The organism is Streptomyces sp. 7N604 (assembly GCF_052245475.1).
Classification (GTDB): Bacteria; Actinomycetota; Actinomycetes; order Streptomycetales; family Streptomycetaceae; genus Streptomyces.
Genome location: NZ_JBQQBX010000021.1, coordinates 58,636 through 76,453, shown reverse-complemented (window position 1 = coordinate 76,453; position 17,818 = coordinate 58,636). Strand labels below are relative to the sequence as shown.

Annotated in this window: 13 protein-coding genes and 2 pseudogenes; 5 read left to right on the top strand and 10 right to left on the bottom strand. The window is 68.8% G+C overall.

Features of this window, described 5'->3' with window-relative positions:
- Window positions 1–797: 797 nt before the first annotated feature.
- Window positions 798–1,403, bottom strand: coding sequence for an ATP-binding protein (locus ACTWP8_RS23270; RefSeq protein ID WP_443324083.1), 606 nt, complete (start codon window positions 1,401–1,403; stop codon window positions 798–800).
- Window positions 1,404–1,423: 20 nt separating this feature from the next.
- Between ACTWP8_RS23270 and ACTWP8_RS23265 the strand changes: the two genes are divergently transcribed.
- Window positions 1,424–1,606: a hypothetical protein gene (locus tag ACTWP8_RS23265; protein WP_443324082.1), complete on the top strand. Its 183-nt coding sequence runs from the start codon at window positions 1,424–1,426 to the stop codon at window positions 1,604–1,606.
- A gap of 345 nt (window positions 1,607–1,951) precedes the next feature.
- Here ACTWP8_RS23265 and ACTWP8_RS23260 read toward each other — a convergent pair whose 3' ends face one another.
- From ACTWP8_RS23260 to ACTWP8_RS23245, 4 genes are all read right to left on the bottom strand, one after another.
- Complete coding sequence (locus ACTWP8_RS23260) at window positions 1,952–3,418, bottom strand: aldehyde dehydrogenase family protein (RefSeq protein WP_443324081.1); 1,467 nt, start codon at window positions 3,416–3,418, stop codon at window positions 1,952–1,954.
- 131 nt (window positions 3,419–3,549) lie between these two features.
- The gene (locus tag ACTWP8_RS23255; RefSeq protein WP_443324080.1) at window positions 3,550–4,536 is read right to left on the bottom strand and encodes a hypothetical protein; all 987 of its coding nucleotides are present in this window, start codon (window positions 4,534–4,536) and stop codon (window positions 3,550–3,552) included.
- A gap of 34 nt (window positions 4,537–4,570) precedes the next feature.
- The gene (locus tag ACTWP8_RS23250) at window positions 4,571–5,098 is read right to left on the bottom strand and encodes a hypothetical protein (RefSeq protein WP_443324079.1); all 528 of its coding nucleotides are present in this window, start codon (window positions 5,096–5,098) and stop codon (window positions 4,571–4,573) included.
- A 620-nt stretch (window positions 5,099–5,718) separates the two neighbouring features.
- Window positions 5,719–6,483 carry a hypothetical protein gene (locus ACTWP8_RS23245; protein ID WP_443324078.1) on the bottom strand — a complete coding sequence of 255 codons (765 nt, stop codon included), beginning with the start codon at window positions 6,481–6,483 and terminating at the stop codon, window positions 5,719–5,721.
- A gap of 30 nt (window positions 6,484–6,513) precedes the next feature.
- On the opposite strand from ACTWP8_RS23245, the gene ACTWP8_RS23240 reads away from it, so the two are divergent.
- Entirely contained in the window at window positions 6,514–7,920 is a 1,407-nt protein-coding gene (locus ACTWP8_RS23240) for a VWA domain-containing protein (RefSeq protein ID WP_443324077.1), read from the top strand.
- 55 nt (window positions 7,921–7,975) lie between these two features.
- Window positions 7,976–8,836 (top strand): AAA family ATPase, encoded by an 861-nt coding sequence (locus ACTWP8_RS23235; RefSeq protein ID WP_443324076.1) that lies wholly within the window; start codon window positions 7,976–7,978, stop codon window positions 8,834–8,836.
- Window positions 8,837–9,028: 192 nt separating this feature from the next.
- On the opposite strand, the gene ACTWP8_RS23230 is transcribed toward ACTWP8_RS23235, so the two are convergent.
- Window positions 9,029–10,972: a maleylacetate reductase and hydroxyquinol 1,2-dioxygenase domain-containing protein gene (locus ACTWP8_RS23230; RefSeq protein ID WP_443324075.1), complete on the bottom strand. Its 1,944-nt coding sequence runs from the start codon at window positions 10,970–10,972 to the stop codon at window positions 9,029–9,031.
- 163 nt (window positions 10,973–11,135) lie between these two features.
- A complete protein-coding gene (locus tag ACTWP8_RS23225; protein WP_443324074.1) occupies window positions 11,136–12,020 on the bottom strand; it encodes a helix-turn-helix domain-containing protein in 885 nt (294 codons plus the stop codon).
- Between the two features lie 216 nt (window positions 12,021–12,236).
- Between ACTWP8_RS23225 and ACTWP8_RS23220 the strand changes: the two genes are divergently transcribed.
- On the top strand, window positions 12,237–12,998 hold the full coding sequence (locus tag ACTWP8_RS23220; RefSeq protein ID WP_443324073.1) for a pirin family protein: 762 nt from the start codon (window positions 12,237–12,239) through the stop codon (window positions 12,996–12,998).
- 266 nt (window positions 12,999–13,264) lie between these two features.
- Here ACTWP8_RS23220 and ACTWP8_RS23215 read toward each other — a convergent pair.
- The 3 genes and pseudogenes from ACTWP8_RS23215 to ACTWP8_RS23205 all read right to left on the bottom strand — a co-directional run bounded on the left by ACTWP8_RS23215 (window position 13,265) and on the right by ACTWP8_RS23205 (window position 15,518).
- A pseudogene (locus ACTWP8_RS23215) lies at window positions 13,265–14,477 on the bottom strand (thiolase family protein).
- Window positions 14,474–15,249: pseudogene (locus tag ACTWP8_RS23210) on the bottom strand (CoA-transferase subunit beta). The pseudogenes ACTWP8_RS23215 and ACTWP8_RS23210 overlap by 4 nt, the downstream one beginning before the upstream one ends.
- The gene (locus ACTWP8_RS23205; protein WP_443324072.1) at window positions 15,246–15,518 is read right to left on the bottom strand and encodes a hypothetical protein; all 273 of its coding nucleotides are present in this window, start codon (window positions 15,516–15,518) and stop codon (window positions 15,246–15,248) included. The pseudogene ACTWP8_RS23210 and the gene ACTWP8_RS23205 overlap by 4 nt, the downstream one beginning before the upstream one ends.
- A gap of 914 nt (window positions 15,519–16,432) precedes the next feature.
- On the opposite strand from ACTWP8_RS23205, the gene ACTWP8_RS23200 reads away from it, so the two are divergent.
- Complete coding sequence (locus ACTWP8_RS23200) at window positions 16,433–17,794, top strand: MFS transporter (RefSeq protein WP_443324071.1); 1,362 nt, start codon at window positions 16,433–16,435, stop codon at window positions 17,792–17,794.
- The last annotated feature ends 24 nt before the right edge of the window (window positions 17,795–17,818 follow it).

The following is a 17,818-nucleotide window of genomic DNA, read 5'->3' as shown; positions in this document are numbered from 1 at the left end:
ACCCTGCCACTGGTAGCTGACAACTGCTCGCGGCGGCTGCGGTCACGCCGGCCGGCACCGGTATGCGGAACCCTGTCTCGATCCCTGGATCTATGACCATCTGGTGATGTTTGTGCTACCAGGCGACTCGGTCGCCGGTTTCCGTAAATGGTGGCACAGTAAAACCCGTTGCTGTCGTTTTCCCAATTCGCCAAGTTGATCAGTGGGCTGCGTTCGCGGCCTGAAAAACGGGTCGTGGTGTTTTGATGTACTACACAACAAAGGCGTGGGGTGAAATCTGCCCCACGCTTTAGTACCTCCAGAGAAGACAACCATGTTCAAATTCCTCACAACTCGCACCTTCAGGTATTCGGCCTGGGAGACGACACCGAGCGCTGGGACGGGCCGCCATCGAGGGGTGCTCGCCGTGGACGACAGGCCCGAGCAGCGCGGGCACGGCCGCCATCGTCGTACCACTCCAAGCGATGCCAATCCCGAGGGCGATGACTTCGCTGAGGCAGTGTGGGGTTAGCATGCCTGGGAGTGTTCTGTGCCGCTGGGAACTCCGCCAGTTACTTGGGCGGCTGCGCACCGTTTCGGTGGACCGACCCGAGGCGACCGCCCCCACAGGTGCCGAATCCGCGGCTCCTGACCCGTCTGCGTGAACGCGTCACGGCGTGCCACCCCTTCTCCCCCCGGCAGGGGCAGCGCGTAGGTGTGAGTCGACGCGTGGAGCGCGTCGTGGAACCATCAGTTGGTCGGTGCTGTCCCGGACATCAGGCTGGCGGACCGGTGAGAATTGCCGCGATGAGGAAGTTTCACGCGGCCTTGGCGGCAGTCGTGACGCGCAACGTCGCGTAGGTTCGGCAGCCGGTGTCGGCCTTGTGGATCTCCATGTGATGGGCAAGGAATTCGACGATGCCGGTCCCGCGGCCGTGCTCGTCCTCAGCGAGGTGCTCTGACTCTCGGTGCGGTACGGGCGCTCCACTGGAGGTGACGACGATGAGAAGCTCGCTCTCGTCCAGGGACAGGAACAAGGACGTGTCGGCCCGGCCGTACAGGGCCGTGTTGGCGGTGAGCTCGCCGACAACGAGCACGGCGGAATCCAGATCATCCGGTGTGACGCCCCAGCTGCGGAGAAGGACTGCAGCGAAGTGACGGGCGGTCCCCGCGCTCGCCGGATGGGAAGTCAGACCGAGCAGACCTTGACGGACGGTACGCTGGGGCCGGTCTGTCGGCGTCTGCCCAGGATGGCCATGGGCGTCACCCGAGGTCTCTCGGGGGTTGGGGAGCAGCTCGACATGGGCGCCCAGTCGTGGCGTGCCGCGCTTGCCGCGCCGTGTGAAGGTGGGCGCGAAGGCCTCCTGGACCGCCTCGAATCCGTTGGCGGTGGTGCCTTTGATGGTCTGTTTCAGAGGCTGCATGGCATGGTCCCGTTGAAGCGATGGTGATCGGGATCGATCATGTGGTGTGGCGCCTGGTGTTTGTTTCTCAAGAATGCGCGTACCGCCGCAAGGGGGTCCTGCACGAATGCGCCGCCGTGTCTGCACCAAAAGCGCTTATTTCGGTCTGCGGCAGCCTTGGTGATGCGGCTGGAGCCGGGCTCCGCTCGGCACGTGACAGGTGAATGAGCCGGTTGCCTGGGCACCGGCCGGGTGCCCCGTCCTGCGCTGCCTGGCCGCTCGGCCCGCAGCCGTAGGGTTGCTCCCCGTCTGATCGCCTTGGCCGGCCCGGTGATCGAGCCGCCGAACCACGGCAGCAGATCGGCGCCGAGCCAGTCCGCGTGGAGCGTTGCCTCCACTGCCGCCTGGATGGGCATGTGCTGGACGACTCCGTCGTTCCGCTCGACGGCGGTTCCCCAGCGGGCACCCTGAACCAGCGCACTACGTCCGTGCACCCGGCGCAGAGTTCCGGGTGCACGGATCATCAGCCGGTGACCACCTCGTGTACGAACGAGGGAACCGAGCGTAATTCAGCTGTTGCCATAGAGCCGCGGCAACTCGGCGTCGACGTTGATCCAGACAGCTTTGGCCTCGGTGTACTCGTGCATGGCCTCGAACCCCATCTCGCGGCCGTACCCGGACCGGCCGACGCCGCCGAACGGCGAGCCGGGGTTCACCCGCTTGTAGGAGTTGACCCACACCATGCCGGAACGCAGCTCGCGGGCGGCCCTGTGGGCGCGGGAGAGATCACGGGTCCACAGCCCGCCGCCGAGACCGTACTCGACGGCGTTGGCGAGCTGCAGTGACTCCTCGTCGGTACGGAACCTGTGCACCGCCACGACCGGGCCGAAGACCTCCTCGCGGGACACGCGGTGCGCCGGGTCGGCCGCGATCACGGTGGGCTCCAGGTAACAGCCGGCGGCGAAATCCGGGCCTTCAGGGGCCCTGCCGCCGGTGAGGATCTCGCCGCCCTCGTCGCGCGCCGCATCCAGGTACATGAGGACGCGGTCGCGGTGCAGGGTGGAGGTGAGCGGGCCCATCTGCGTCGCCGGGTCCTTGGGGTCACCGAGGCGCACCGACCGGGCCAGCGCGGTGAACCGGTCGAGGAACTCGTCGGCGATCGACTCGTGAAGCATCAGCCTGCTTCCGGCGATGCACGCCTGGCCCTGGTTGTGGAAGATGGCGAACGCCGAGCCCTGCACCGCGGCGTCGAGGTCCGCGTCGCCGTACACGATGTTGGCGCCCTTGCCCCCGAGTTCGAGTTGGACCCTCTTGAGCGTGTCGGCCGCGCCGCGGGCGATGCCCTGGCCGACAGCGGTCGACCCGGTGAAGGAGACCTTGCCGATGCCGGGGTGTTCGACGATGCGCGCGCCGGCGGTCGACCCGTACCCGGTCACGATGTTCACCACGCCCGCGGGGAATCCGGCCTCGGCCATCAGCTCCGCGATCCGCAGCGTCGACAGGGGGGTGAGCTCGGACGGCTTGAGGACGACCGTGTTGCCGGCGGCCAGCGCGGGACCCATCTTCCAGCTGGTGAACATCAGCGGGAAGTTCCACGGCACGATCTGCCCGACCACGCCGATGGGTTCGCGGGTCACGTAGTCGAGGAAGCCGCGCTCGACCGGGATCACCGAGCCCTGGAGTTTGTCGGCCATGCCGCCGAAGTAGCGGAACGTCGCCGCGGTGCGCGGCACGTCCAAATTCCGGGTGTCGCGGATCGGGTGCCCGGTGTCGCGGGTCTCCAGCAGCGCGAGTTCCTCCGCGTTTTCCTCGATCATGTCGGCGAGCTTGAGCAGCAGTCGGCCGCGCTGCTCGGCCGAGAAGTGCCGCCAGGTCTCGAACGCCTTGGTAGCCGCCTCGACCGCTCGGTCGACGTCGGCGCCACGGGCTTCGGCCACCTCGGCCAGCAGGCTGCCGTCGTGCGGGTCGTACACCTCGATGGTGGCGCCGTCTACGCCGTCGACGAACTCGCCGCCGATGAACAGCTTGGTCTGCACAGTTTCTCGCCGCTTCTCTCCGCGTTTCTCCGCATGGTGGCGCTGGGGTTCGGGCGCTCCCCGCGACGGGACGGCCCGGGTCGCGTGGCGCGGGGCCCTCCGCCGCACCGCGCGACCCGGACCCGGGACGGTCAGAACTCGATGGGGTAGGTCGGCGTCTTGCCACTGGCGATCATGTCCGGCAGGTCAGGGTTCGCGTTCTCCCAGACCAGCAGCATGGACCGCTTCGGCGAGTAGCCCTGGTGCCGGATGTCGGCCGGCATCGCGGACACGTCACCGGGCTTCATCACCACGCGGGCGCGCACCGCGCCGCTGTCCCGGTCCTCGATCTCCCAGGTCAGCTCGTCGGTGACCTGGATGAACCACTCGACCCGGTCGTTGCCGTGGATGATCGGCAGGATGTATTCCTCAGTCGTCGGGCAGAACAGCGAGTCCTTGCAGGCGCTGGCCACCGACGGGTTCCATGTCACGTCGGAGCGGGACAGGTAGGCGAACAGGTTGAACGAGGACACCTCGCCCTCGAAGCCCTCTTCGGCCTCCACCAGCGGCTCGTCCTGTGGCACGTCGGCGAACATCCGGTTGACCGGGTAGCCGTTGTCGTCGCTGCGCAGCGGCGCGTCACCGGGTAGGCCCACCATCCGCTGCGCGGCGACGCGCTCGCGCCGGACCGCCTTGGTGTTGTCGCCGTTCTTGATCCCGAACGCCGAGCCGGTCTCGTGCGGCGAAGCGAACGGGTCGAACGTCTCGTTGGTCCAGTCGTCCAGGATATCCGAGAACGTCTCCCGGATCAGGGGCGTCTCAACCGTCTCGCTGTAGTCCAACTCGGCCTTGCGGTAGGCGTCGTTGTAGCGGCCGGCGAAGACGTCCACCTTGCCGTAGTGGTTGACGGTGCCGAAGACTCCGTCGAAGTTGACGGTGCCGTAGAAGAAGTCCCACGCGATATCGCGCTGCATCGCGCGCAGGAAGGAGTCCACGCTCATCATGTGGCTGCCGGTGGGCCAGGTGATGTAGGCGAAGTACTCGTCCCGGCGGAAGTGGAACTGACCGAGGGAGTACTCGCGGTAGCCCACCTCGTTGGGCTGGGAGGCGATGACGGCGGGTTCAGCGGTCGTGGTCATTCGGTCTCTCCTCTGAGGGCGAAGGGCGGTTGGGTCAGAGCGACTGGGCGATCTCGGACCAGCGGAACTGGGTGTCCGGTCCCGCGACGGTCTGCTGGAGGAGCACGCCGGGCCGCTCGGCCGAGAAGCGGTACGCCGCACCGGCCGGCAGGAGGGTCATATGTCCGCGGCGCGCGATCACTCGCCCCATGCGGCGGCCGGCCGGCTCCCCCTCGAGAGCGACCGAACCCTCGGCGTCTGCGGCCAGTGGGCTCTCGTCCAGCTTGACGAGGGTGATTTCCACCTCGCCGTCCATCACCAGCGCGAACTCGTCGTGGGCCGCGGTGCGCCACTCGCTGGTGCCCTCGGCGCGGATCGCCTCCAGGACGTACTCCAGGTTCTTGCCGACGGCGATCTTCTCGTACGGCTTCGCGAGGCTCGCCACCTCGAACACGTTCGAGAAGGCGTAGTGCCGCGGGTCGTCGTTGATGATCTCGACGCGGCCCTTCTCGTAATTCTCCAGCGAACCGAAGCGCGTTTCGTACGACGACTTTTCTTTGCCTTTTAGGGTCGGCGCGTTCATTCGTGACTCCAGTATGCTTGTGGCGAACCTATCGCCATCAGTATGACGGCTTGTGCGAATTCAATAATTTGCCAGCGCAACTACATTGTCCGGCTCTGCCGTCATGTGCCGCGTGCATCTGCAGCCGCTCGCCGGGGAGTGCTGGCAGGGGTCGGCGCACCACCTGTGGGGGTGGGGCCGCGACGATCCAGGGAGCGGGTCGACGTCGTCGTGACGACCGTTCGGGCGCGGGTCGCGCCGGGCTCATCGGATCGACTTGCTCAATCGTTGCGGGAACCGGTGTCCGGATGCGGCTTGGGGGCTCGGCCTCGTGGGACGGCTCCACGGTCCTGTACCGGACAACGCTCTCGTTCGTGGGCGGAGGAGACGGATTCCTGCATACGGCTCCCCATGCTCCGCGGCTCAGGGGTGCCTGTTGTGCACCGCTGCGACGAGTATGCGCAACGCGGCGTTCGGGATCCTGCACCATCCTGCCGCCGTGTTTGCATGAAACGCGCATGAAACATGCGTCGTGGTGCCGGCGGGGCGGACGCGAGTGACAGTCGAGCGACGCCGGTCGGTCTAGGGCAAATCCGGGTGACGCCGCTCTCCGATCGCCGGTCGTTCTCACCCCTGACCGCTCAGCGTGAGCGGGCGTGGAGCAGCGGTGTCGGCCCGACCGCGACCGAGCGCAACTGGGCGAGCAGATCCGCGACGTCCTGCTCGTCGGCGAGGGTCGCCCGCAGGGTGTCTGCGCCGGCCCGGGCCAGTTCCAGCGCCTGCTCCTGGGCGTGTTCGAGGGTGCCGAAGAGACCGGCGATCTTCGGGTGCTGGGCGCCGGAGAGTGCGGAGTCGCGCAGCGCCCGCGCCTCGGCCTCGCTCATGGTGCGGCCGATGGATACCGTCAGGGCGACCGAAATCACCGGGGCATGCCCTTGCCCGCCGCGCCGCTCGGACGCGTCGGCAAGTCCCTTCACGGTCGTGGCCCGGTCCGTAGCCCGCTCGGCGAGCACCACGTGACCGGCGGCCTCCTCGTCGTACCAGGGAACGAAGGCCCGTTCCCGCCACTGGCCGGGCCCTCCGACAGCGGCGACGAGCCGGTCCCGGAGCTCGACCGGCGCGTGGATCTCCAGCAGCGCGTCGGGCGGGAGCCCACCGTCGCGCAGTGCCGTGACGCGCTGCACCACGGACTCGGGATCGCCGCCCACGACGAGGCCCACCCGGCTCGGCCGCGCGCTGTCCACCAGGGCGGCAGGATCCGGCACGGGAGCGTCGTCGGGGACCGGCAGCCAGAGGTATCGGAACCCGAGGCGGGCCGCAAGCCGTGCGACGTGCTGCAACCGCTCGATGTCGCGCTCTGGTCGGAGCGTCAATCCCAGATCCAGAAGGGTGCTCGGCGCTGTCATGAATAATTCCCATCAATTACAATACTTGGCATGCCGCTTAACGATCGTAAATCGTACAGCTCGGTCGTCTCACCGTCCATGGTCTCAGGAATTGTGATCGCGTTCTCCGGCGGCCTGCGTGCCGCGGGCGTTCCCGTGTCAACGGGAGAAACAATCGACGCCGTCGCCGCGCTGGCCGCGGTGGACACATCCCGGCGCGATGTCGTGCGGGCGGCGCTCCGGGCGGCGTTGCTCAAGAGCGACACGCACGACGCCGTCTTCGACCGGCTCTTCGATCTACAGTTCCCCGCACCGCGTGCCGAGCGGCGGGCGCCGGAGCCGGGCCGGACCGACGGCAGCAGGCCGTCAGGGGCGGAGAACCTGCGGGACGAGCTGGCCGAGGCCCTGCGCCAAGGCGACGACGACTCGGTCGCCGGCGCGCTGGAGGAGGCCGTGGACCGCTGGGCAGGCATCAATGACGAGACGGCAGGCAGCGAGCGCCATCACCTGCAGCGCGTACTGCGCCGCCTGGATCTCGGCCAGGTGCTGCACCAGCTCATGCGCGGTTCCCTGGACCGCTCGGAGCTGGAGCGGCAGCTCGACAATGCGGAGGCACACGCCCAACTCGAAGAAGTGCTGCGCCTGCTGGAGCAGCTCGTCCGCGCCCGTCTGCACGACGCAGGAGCGGGAGTTCAGCAGGAGGCACACCGGCCCCGGGCCGGCGAATTGCAAGACCTGCCCATCATGTACGCGGCACCGGACGAGCTGGCCGCGCTGCGCGCCGCCGTACGGCCGCTGGCCCGGCGCATCGCCACGCAGCTCGGACGGCGGCGCCGCCGCGGCCGCGGGCACCTCGACATGCGGCGCACCATCCGCGACAGCATGAGTTCCGGTGGCGTACCACTGACCCCGCGGATGCGTCGCCGTCATCCCTCCAAGCCCGACCTCGTGGTGCTGTGCGACGTATCCGGATCGGTCGCCCAGTTCGCACCCTTCACGCTGTCGCTGCTGCATGTGCTGCACGAGGAGTTCCGGCGTGTACGGTCGTGGGTCTTCATCGACGGAATCGTCGAGGTCACCGACCTCCTTCAGGCCGCGCCGGGCGTCGTCGACGCCCATCACCTGCTGGGGCGGCGCGGCTTGGTCGTCGCCGACGGCCGCAGCGACTACGAGCGCGCGTTCGCGGAGTTCCTGCGCCGCTGGCCGGACGCCGTCACGGGGAAGACCACCGTGCTGGTGATCGGCGACGCCCGCAACCACGACCGCATGCCCGCGCTCGCCGAGACCAAGGAGCTGAATCGGCTCGGCCGGCGACTGTACTGGTTCAACCCCGAACCGCGCTTCGAATGGGACACCGGCGACTCCCTGCTGTCCCTGTATGCCGCGCATGCCACCCGCGCCTTCGAAGTATCGACGCTCCACCAACTCGGCGATGCCGTAACCGAGATCGCGCGCTGATGCGCGGCTCCGGACCGCCGCCCAGACCAGCACACCAGATGAGATAGGAATCAACATGACAGCGTTCTCAGCCGTAGCTGACGTACGCGAACGGCTCGCGGTGACGGGCTATCTCGCGGACGGGTCCATCGCGACCACCGCCTTCCTCGCCGACCGGTTGGGAAAGCCGCTGCTGGTCGAGGGGCCGGCGGGCGTGGGGAAGACCGAGTTGGCCAAGGCGGTGGCCACGGCAACAGGTGCGGATCTGGTGCGGTTGCAGTGCTACGAAGGCCTGGACGAGGCCCGGGCGCTGTACGAGTGGAATTACAAGAAGCAGTTGCTGCGCATCCAGGCTTCACGGGACGACTCCGCCTGGGAACAGGTCCACGACGACGTGTTCGGCGAGGAGTTTCTGCTCGACCGGCCGCTGTTGACGGCCATCCGCCGCTCTCAGCCCACCGTGCTCCTCATCGACGAGGTGGACAAGGCGGACATCGAGATGGAAGGCCTGCTTCTCGAGGTGCTGTCCGACTTCCAGGTGACGATCCCCGAGTTGGGGACGATCACTGCGGTGCGGCGCCCGTTCGTGGTGCTCACCTCCAATGCCAGTCGCGAGCTCTCCGAGGCGCTCAGGCGCCGGTGCCTGTACCTGCACATGGACTACCCGGAGCCGCAGCGGGAGAGGGAGATCGTGCTCGCCCGCGTGCCGGAAGCCGCCGAGCAACTGGTGGAACAGGTCGTCCGCACGGTGGCAGCCCTGCGCGGTCTCGACCTGCGCAAGGCGCCGTCGATCGCGGAGACCATCGACTGGATTCGGACCCTGGTCGCCCTCGACCGTGACGAACTGGACGGCGAAGCGGTCCGGGGGACACTGGGCGTCGTGCTCAAGCACGCCGCCGACCAGGAGCGGGCGTTCGAGGCGCTGTCCCTCGGCTGACACCCCGGCGCCCGACATCACCGGGGCCGGGCTGCCTCCACGCCCTTGAGACGGTGGGGCATCCCGGCCGCGGTGCCGACGTGTACCATGCCGCCGCTGCCGCGACATGCCGAAAGCCCGGCAGCGGCGAGGTTCTCGTTGCCGCTGCCGGGCTTTCCTGGAGGGGGCCCACCGGGCTTCCCGTGAGGGGTCCTACTGGGTGGAGGCGAGGCGGAAGGTGTAGTCCAGCCGGTGCCAGGGGCCGGCGAGGACGCGGCCGTCGGGGGTGGGGCCCTTGGTCTCGTGGAAGTCGGCGACCAGGGCGCCCTTGACGCCGAAGACCGTGTCGCCGTCGACGTACTCACCGCCCGCGACGAAGAGCTGGGTGATCAGGGTCTTCCGGCCGGGAGCGCTGATCATGAAGTGGATGTGCGGGGCGCGGTACGGGTGGCGGCCGCTGCTGCTGAGCATCTGCCCCACCGGGCCGTCGTCGGGGATGGGGTACGTCACGGGCACGATCGACCAGAAGGTGAGCCGCCCGTCGTCGTCGGTGCGGAAGCGGGCGCGCAGCACCGGTCCGTCCAGGTCGGGCAGTTGGACGTCGTAGAAGCCGTCTTCGTTGGTCTGCCAGACGTCGACGACCGCGCCGGCCAGGGGCACACCCTCGGTGTCGGTGACCCGCACGTCCACGTACAAGGACGCTCCTGGCAGGCCGTCGGCGATGTCGGCGCCGTGCTCGCGCGGCGGGGGGCCCTCCACGTAGAACGGACCGAGGACCGCGGAGGGAGTGGCCTGCGCGGCGCGGGAGTTGGTGAGCGCATCCACCGCGCTGGAGACGCCGAGGGTGTCCGAGAGCAGGATGAACTCCTGCCGGGTGTCGCTGCAGATCTGCCCGGTGCGGGTGAGGAAGTCGATGGCATGGCGCCACTCGGACGCGGTCAGGTCGTTGTCGGCCGCGAAGCCGTGCAGGCGGCGTACCAGGTCGGTGAGCAGCCGCCGGGTCCGGGGATCGGGAGCGCGGTCGAAGCTCCCCGTGACCTGGCCGAGCAGAGCGTGCAGCTGCGCGGCGAGCGGGTCGGCCGGCGGCGGGCGGTGGCCGGACCAGGCGTCGTTCAGCAGGGCGGTGATTCCCTCAGGGGTCACCGGGCGTGGGTTGGGGTAGGGCTTGGCGGTGGCGAGTTCCACGGCGCGGGGAATGCCGTCCGCGGCCAGGCCCAGCTCACGCAGGGACAGCGGACCGCCCAGCTCGGCGATCAGGTCGTACACGGCGGTGGGCGCGTCCGGGAGGACCCCGGCATCCGACCCGGCCAGCGCACCCGCGATCCGGCGCATCGGCTCCGCGGCGGCGGACGCGTTGTACGCCATGGCGTGGGGCAGTACGACCGTGTGTGTCTGCGCGTGCGGCAGGTCGAAGGAGCCGCCGAGAGTGTGGCACAGCTTGTGGTGCAGCCCCATGCCGACAGTGCCGAGGCAGATGCCGGCCAGCCAGGCGGCCTGCAGGGCGTCGGCGCGCGCGTCCCGGTCGACGGGGTCGGCGACGATTCGCGGCAGGGCGCCGGCCAGCAGCGAGATCGCCCGGAGCGCCAGCCCATCGGTGACGGGGTTGGCCTGCGGGGCGTACAGCGCCTCCACCGCGTGAGCCATGGCGTTGACGCCGCTGGTCACCGACACGGGAACCGGCAGCCCCAGGGTGAGCTCTACGTCGTAGACGACCGTCTCCGGCAGGATGTCCGGAGAGGAGCGGGTGGTCTTCACGCCGTTTTCGGTTTCGCCCAGCACCGGGGTGACCTCGGAGCCCGCGTAGGTGGTGGGGACGACGATCTGCGGCAGCCCGGTGCGCACGGCCAGGGCCTTCGACAGTCCCGTGGTCGAGCCCCCGCCGACCGCGACCAGACAGTCTGCGTCCAGGTCGTCGGCGATCTGGAGCGCGCGTTCGGTGACCTCGACCGGGGTGTGCATCGCGGCTCCGGTGAACTCGCCGACAGCGAGCGAGCCCAGCACGTCGCGCGCGTGTTCGACCAGAGGAGCTTGCTCAGGGGTGGTCAGCACCAGCGCGCGAACGCAGCCCAGGTCCTCGACCTCCTGGCGAAGTCTGCCCAGGGTCCCCGCACCGAACACGACTCGTGCGGACTGGCTGGAGTAGAGAAAATCCCGCATGCGGCTCTCCGTACTGCGCGGCATGGTGGTGCCTGGCTTATTCGGCTCGTTGCCCAGGAAGTATGGGACGCGCCGCCTCGGGATCTCCTGCACGATTCTGTTGCGGCGGCTGCACAGAACGCACCGCGGGCTCACCCACGGCAGCGTGAAAAGCGCGGTGCTGTCACCCGCGGCGGCGCAGCTCGCCCGGGGTGGCGCCCAGCTGGGCGCGCAGCACGCGGGTGAGGTGCTCCTGGTGGGAGAAGCCGCAGAAAGCGGCGACCTCGGCGATGGGCAGCGTGCCGGTGCGCAGCAGCCGCGCGGCCTGCTCCACCCGAAGCCGCATCAGATAGCGGTGCGGAGGCTGCCCGGTGCGGGACTTGAACGCCCGGGCGAACTGGCTGACGCTCAGCCCCGTCGCGGTGGCCAGCTCCTCCAGCGGGAGCGGTTCCCGCAGCCGGGCGTCCATCAGCTCCCGCGTCGCCGTGAACTGGCAGTCGGTAAGGCCTGCGGGCCGGGAAGGCGGGGCGGCCGGAGCGCGCCAGCGGTCGCTGTGCCGCTGGGCCAGCTGGACGGCGATGGTGAGGCCGAGCTGGTCGGCGTACGTGCGGCTGGCCGGCTCCGCCTCTCGCACCACAGTGTCCAGGGCCAGGATCAGATGCTCCAGCAGGGGATCGGTGATACCGAACTCCTCGATCAGCCGTACTGTCCGGCCTTCCTCGCCGGCGACCTGCTGCAGCGTCTCGTCCGACAGGTAGACGTGCACGGTCCGCAGCTGGTCACCCAGCTCCACGTCCAGCTCGGTCTCGGCCGGGTGCAGGAACAGCCCACCCGGCGGTATCCGTCGGCTCTCGGTGAGTCCCCGCCGTCCACGGCGTACCGTGACTGGGCCGTCCAGATGCAGGATCAGCAGGTGGCTGGGCGCCCCGTCGAATGATTTCCGATAGGGTTGCTCGCCCTGAGTGGACAGGTATAGGCCTTTCCAGCCGAGGCCGACACTTGTCCGTGAAGGGTGCACCCACGGCTGTCTGAGAATGCCGAGGGTGTCCTGGACGCCCAATTCGCGCATCGGCCCCAGCTCCCTGCCCGAGTGTCGGCGAGCGGGCCGACCCTCTCTGTTCCGGAGCATAGGCGGTTTTGCCCACGAGAAGGAACCGTCCGAGTGCGGCAAGCGGAATGGCGGCTGCGATCAGTGGGCTACCATACACTCGATTGTACAATATTCAATCATCTGGAGGTCGGTGCTCCCACAGATCGTCCCCCGGCACCGTTCAAGGACACCGCCATGGCTTCCACCCTTGATGTCCGCCGCGCGGGCGAGCGCTTCCACACTCGCGCCGGATGGCTGGACTCGCACCACTCGTTCTCCTTCTCCTATCACCGGGACCCGTTCAACACGCACTTCGGACTGCTGCTCGTCTCCAACGACGACGTCGTTGCGCCGGGCACCGGCTTCGAGACCCACCCGCACGGGGACATGGAGATCGTCACCTGGGTGCTGGACGGCGCCCTGGTCCACCAGGACTCAGAGGGCCACAACGGCATCATCTACCCCGGCCTTGCCCAGCGGATGAGCGCCGGTACCGGCATCCTGCACAGCGAGAAGAATGACTCCTGGACGCTCAGCGGCGAGCCGGAGCACCAGAACCCGGTGCACTTCATCCAGATGTGGGTGATCCCCGACGAGGCAGGAATCATGCCGGGTTATGAGCAGCTGGACGTCAACGATCAGCTTGACCGGGGCGGATGGACCACCATCGCCTCCGGTATGCCCGGGCACGACAACCAGCGGGCGATCGGCATCCGCCAGAAGCATGCCGCCCTGCACGTCGCGCGCATCCGCCCGGGGGAGACCCTCAGCATCGCCACCGCCCCCTTCACCCATGTGTTCATCGCACGCGGCAGCGTTGAACTGGAAGGCGCCGGCCCGCTGGCGGAGGGGGACACGGTGCGCGTCATCGGCTCGGAGGGACAGCGCATCACCGGCGGGGCGCAGGGTGCCGAGGTCCTGATGTGGGAGATGACCGCTGCTGTCTCCCGGGCCTGACATCGGCACGCGGTGCCGTGAGCGTTGCGGCACCGCGGTGAGGTCCGCCCGGGCCTCCGGCAACTTCGCGGGCATACGAGTGGTGTGGTGGTCGGATCCCGTGTCAGCCGACGGCCCGGTCGGCGTGGTGGTGCGGGTTCGTGCAGGGCGCACGCCGTCGGGCGTGGCGTCGTACGAGTCCCCGCCCGGCCCGAGGGCGGGCCGACGCCGCTCCGGGGCCCCGTGCTGTCCTTCGGTTTCGGAGCCCCGGAGTGGCGGTTCGTGGGTCAGCGCTCTAGGACGAGGGCAAGACCTGGCCTACGCCGATGCACAGCGTGGCGACCCCGGTGCCGGAGCCCGCTGCGGCGAGCTGGTGGGAGACGGCGCCGACGAGGCGGGCACCAGAGGCGCCCAGCGGGTGGCCGATCGCGATGGCACCACCGCGCGGGTTGAGGATCTCCTGGTCGAACTCGGGCCACTCCGCGACACATCCCAGCACCTGCGCCGCGAACGCTTCGTTCAGCTCCAGGATGGTCACGTCGGCCCAGGCGCGGCCGGCCTTGGCCAGCGCCCGGTTCACCGCCTCGACGGGGCCGAGGCCGAAGTAGTGCGGCTCGATGGCGGTGACGGCGGAGGCACTGATCCGGGCCAGTGGCTCACGGCCGCACGCCTTCAGGCCGTCCTCGTCGACCAGGAGCAGGGCGGCGGCGCCGTCGCTGAGGGGGGAGGCGTTGCCCGCGGTGACGGTGCCGTTCTCGGTGCGGAAGGAAGGCTTCAGCTTGGCCATGGCGTCGGGGGAGGGGTTGCTCCGTACGCACTCGTCGCGGGAGAAGAGCACCGGTTCGCCCTTGCGCTGCGGGACCGGAACCGGCACGACCTCCGCGTCGTAGAGTCTGTCCTTCCACGCCTGGGCCGCCTTCTCGTGGCTGGCGAGCGCGAAGGTGTCCTGCTGTTCCCGGGTGATGCCGTGCTTCTCGGCGATCAGCTCCGCGCCCTCGCCCAGCGGGATCACTGCGGCTCCATCTTCGGGTTGACCATGCGCCAGCCGAGGGTGGTGGAGTACAGCTCGGTGTGTCCGGCCGGGAAGGCGCGGTCGCTCTTGGGCAGGACGTAGGGTGCGCGGGTCATCGACTCGACTCCGCCAGCCAGGGCAACGGAGGCGTCGCCGAGTGCGATGGCCCGCGCGGCTTGGATGACCGCCTCCAGCCCAGAGGCACAGAGACGGTTGACAGTGGCCCCGGGCACGGTCACCGGTAGGTCGGCCAGCAGCCCGGCCATACGAGCCACATTGCGGTTGTCCTCCCCAGCGCCGTTGGCGTTGCCGAAGATGACGTCGTCGATCCGGGCCGGGTCCAGGCTGGGTGTACGGGCGAGGAGTTCACGGATGACGTGGGCGGCCAGGTCGTCCGGGCGGACAGAGGCGAGTCTGCCGTTGTACTTGCCGACTGGCGTGCGGACGGCGTCGACGACATAGACGTCGCGAAGACGGGCGGTACTCATGCGGCGGCGCTCCTTCCGGCGGCCTTCAGGGCCCGCAGGGCGGTGAGTTCCTCAGAGGAAGGGGCTTCAGTGGTGACGATCTCGTCGGCGACCTTCAGCTCCCAGCCGGTGGCGGCGCGGACCTGCTCGACAGTCACGCCCGGGTGTACGTCAGTGAGAACGAGCTCGGCGGTGGACGCGTCGGGGCGCAGGATGCCGAGGTCGGTGATGACCGCGACGGGGCCGGAGCCGGGCATGCCGATCTTGGCGCGGTCACCCGGGCCGCTGCCGTGGCCGAGGGTGATGATGAAGTCGATCTTCTTGACGAAACTGCGGGCGCTGTGGCGCAGCACCATGAGCACCTCGCCGCAGTTGGCGCCGATCTCCGGAGCCCCCCGGCCCCGGGCAGGCGCGCCTCCGGCTTGTCCGGGCCGCGGTCGACGACCGTGGTGTTGATGTTGGCGTAGCGGTCGACCTGAGCCGCGCCGAGGAAGCCGACGTCGATCCGACCGCCCTGCAGCCAGTAGTTGAACATCTCCGGCACGGAGACCACCGCGTCCGCGGTCTCGGCGAGCTCCCCGTCTCCGATGGACAGCGGCAGCCGGGTGGGATTGGAGCCGATCGTGCCCGACTCGTAGATCAGCACCAGGTCGGGGTTGTGGATGCTGCGGGCGAGGTTGGCGGCGGTGCTGGGCAACCCGATGCCGACAAAGCAGCTCCGCGCCCCGGCCAGCGCACGGGCGGCGTTGACCTCCATCAACTCGTCCGGGCTGAATGCCACGCTCTCGGTCATCGGGAGACCGCCCTTTCGCTGCGCACGTTCTCGTCGATCCACCGCGTGAAGGCCTCACGGTCCCGGGCGATGGGGTCCCAGGCCCGGTAGAAGTCGTTGTCGCGCACCGAATATCCGGCCGCGTACGACGGGTGGGCGCCGCCGGGTACGACGGCGACCGCGTCGATCACCCAGGTCGGCAGGACCACTCCGCCCGGGCGGAGTTCGAGGTCGTCCACGATCTCCTCCACGAGGAATTCCCGCGTGTGGCTCTCCGTACTGCGCGGCACGGTGGTGCCTCGCTTTGCCGGGATCGTTTCCCCGGAAGTATGGGCGCGTCGTCGCAGGGATCTCCTGCACAATCCTGCGGCCGCGGCTGCAGGAATCGCGCGGCGGTGTTCTCCGCGGCGGCGCAGCGCGGCTAACCCGCAGCACGCGGGTGAGCTGCTCCTGCTGGGAGAAGCAACAGAGGGTGGCGACCTCGGCGATGGGCAGGGGCGCCCGTGCGGGGCGAGGCTCTGTCCGACGCCGAATGGGGACGTGCGGCCTGGATGCGGCAGGCCCCGATGTGGCGGCGCAAAAGGAAGTCGTCGGAGCCGGCACCGGATTCCGCACCCACGGCCATCGCGCTCGTCCGCGCGACTCGGGCCTGATCGACGCGCCCCGTCGGCCGCGTGCTCTTGGAGGCCCAGGTTGGACCAAGTCGCTCCGGTTGAGGACCTGGCCGAGCCGACAGGCCTGAGCGTCAGCCGGTTCGCCCGCCGCTCCAAGGCCCGCATGGCAGGCACCGCCATGTGATGCGGCCGCCCGTCGCTGGCCATGCGCACTGCCCATCGGTGAGCCCGCGGCCTGCTGCGGCTCCCCCCACCACCAGAGCACCTCGCTCGGGTACTGCGCACCGGCCTCCCCCGGGCGTTGCTGCTTCTCCTGCTCCTGCCTCCCCGTCTCGCACCGTGCGCGATTCGTGCAGCTTCGCCAGCGCGATGGTGCAGGAGATTCCCCTCTCGTGTGCTGATACTCCCTGAAACCAAGGCGCACTGCGCAGTCCTCTTCACCGGACAGGCTGATGGAGCCCGGCGCGGGTGCGTCCACCCGATATTGCGAACGACGGTTGCGGACCTCCGGCATGCCTGCTGTCGGCCTTCGGCTTCCCGCCGCCGATACGGCACCCACCGTCCATCGAAGTTCACCGAGGGAGACGTTCATGAAAAACACAACCAGCCGTCCAGGGGAGCGCTCGGTGCCGGAATCCGACCTTGGAGCGCCGGTGCCTTCGGCCGCTGGAACCGCGCGTCGCTACGAGGTACGCATCGTCGCGCTTCTTGCCGTCGGCTTCGGTCTGGTCGGGCTAGACCGCAACATCATCGCCCCCTTGTTTCCCGCGATGGTCAAAGACCTCGGCCTGACCTACCAGGACCTCGGCATCATCAGCGGCGTTCTCGCCATCTTCTGGGGCCTGGCATCGATCGTTGCAGGAAACCTCTCCGACCGCATCGGGCGGCGCAAAGTCCTCATCCCGGCCGTCGTCGGATTCTCCCTCGTCTGCGGCCTCACGGGAGCCGCGTCCGGCATGGGAATGCTGCTGGTGTTTCGCGCCGCCATGGGACTTTTCGAAGGCGCCTACACGCCAGCGAGCATCGCGCACACCTCGGAGTCCTCGACACCGTCACGCCGCGGATTCAACATGGGTTTGCAGCAAAGCCTGTTCGCGCTGCTCGGACTCGGTGTCGGCCCGATCATCGCCACCCAGCTTCTCGACGTGCTGTCCAGCTGGCGATGGGTCTTCTCGCTGGTGGCACTGCCCGGGTTTGTCGTCGCCTTTCTGCTGTACCGAACCCTGCGGGAGCCAGGTCACGCCGCTGCGGCGAGCCAAGTCCGGGCAGGCGCCCGGGCCGCGGAGGTTCGCGTTGGTGCCCGCCCAGCCTGGCGCGAGATCTTCGCCGAACGCAATGTTCTCCTGGCCACGGCCATGCTGTTCGGCAACTTCTCCTGCGTCTTCGTCATGGTCGCCCTCATGCCGAGCTACCTCACCGACTACCTCGGCTTGTCCGCCACTCACATGGGATTCGTCCTGTCAGCCTTTGGGTTCGGAGGGTTCGTCGGATATATCGCCCTGCCGGCACTGTCTGATCGGCTGGGCCGGAAACCCGTCCTTGTCGGTGCCTTCGTCATCGGCATTGGCGCGCTCATCGTCTTCCGTACCCTCGGCGCGAACCTCGCAGCTCTGTTCCTGGTGCTGTTCGTCGTCGCCGTCTGTGAATTCGGCGCCCTGTGCCTGCTGACCGGCCCTGTGGTCACCGAGGCCGTGCCCGCGGCTCTGGTCGCCTCCGCGGCCGGATTGCCGATCGGTATCGGCGAGATCGCCGGAGGCGGGCTCACTCCGGTCATCGGCGGGTTCATCGCCCAGCATTTCGGCATCAACTCCATCATCTTCGTCGCGATCGTCGGCCTCGCAATCAGCCTGACGATGTCACTTTTCCTGCGTGAAACGGCGCCAATCAGAACAAAGGGCCACCTGGGCGAGGAGTCGGCCGACGTAGGCGTCGACGTTGTCACGGCACGGTGACCACCGCCGCGACGACGTGACACC

Bases quoted from the DNA above. Each gene is read 5' to 3' on its own strand.
- ACTWP8_RS23270 (WP_443324083.1), bottom strand. From the start codon at position 1,403: ATGCAGCCTCTGAAACAGACCATCAAAGGCACCACCGCCAACGGATTC.
- ACTWP8_RS23265 (WP_443324082.1), top strand. From the start codon at position 1,424: ATGGTGATCGGGATCGATCATGTGGTGTGGCGCCTGGTGTTTGTTTCT.
- ACTWP8_RS23255 (WP_443324080.1), bottom strand. From the start codon at position 4,536: ATGACCACGACCGCTGAACCCGCCGTCATCGCCTCCCAGCCCAACGAG.
- ACTWP8_RS23250 (WP_443324079.1), bottom strand. From the start codon at position 5,098: ATGAACGCGCCGACCCTAAAAGGCAAAGAAAAGTCGTCGTACGAAACG.
- ACTWP8_RS23245 (WP_443324078.1), bottom strand. From the start codon at position 6,483: ATGACAGCGCCGAGCACCCTTCTGGATCTGGGATTGACGCTCCGACCA.
- ACTWP8_RS23240 (WP_443324077.1), top strand. From the start codon at position 6,514: ATGCCGCTTAACGATCGTAAATCGTACAGCTCGGTCGTCTCACCGTCC.
- ACTWP8_RS23235 (WP_443324076.1), top strand. From the start codon at position 7,976: ATGACAGCGTTCTCAGCCGTAGCTGACGTACGCGAACGGCTCGCGGTG.
- ACTWP8_RS23230 (WP_443324075.1), bottom strand. From the start codon at position 10,972: ATGCGGGATTTTCTCTACTCCAGCCAGTCCGCACGAGTCGTGTTCGGT.
- ACTWP8_RS23225 (WP_443324074.1), bottom strand. From the start codon at position 12,020: ATGCGCGAATTGGGCGTCCAGGACACCCTCGGCATTCTCAGACAGCCG.
- ACTWP8_RS23220 (WP_443324073.1), top strand. From the start codon at position 12,237: ATGGCTTCCACCCTTGATGTCCGCCGCGCGGGCGAGCGCTTCCACACT.
- ACTWP8_RS23200 (WP_443324071.1), top strand. From the start codon at position 16,433: ATGAAAAACACAACCAGCCGTCCAGGGGAGCGCTCGGTGCCGGAATCC.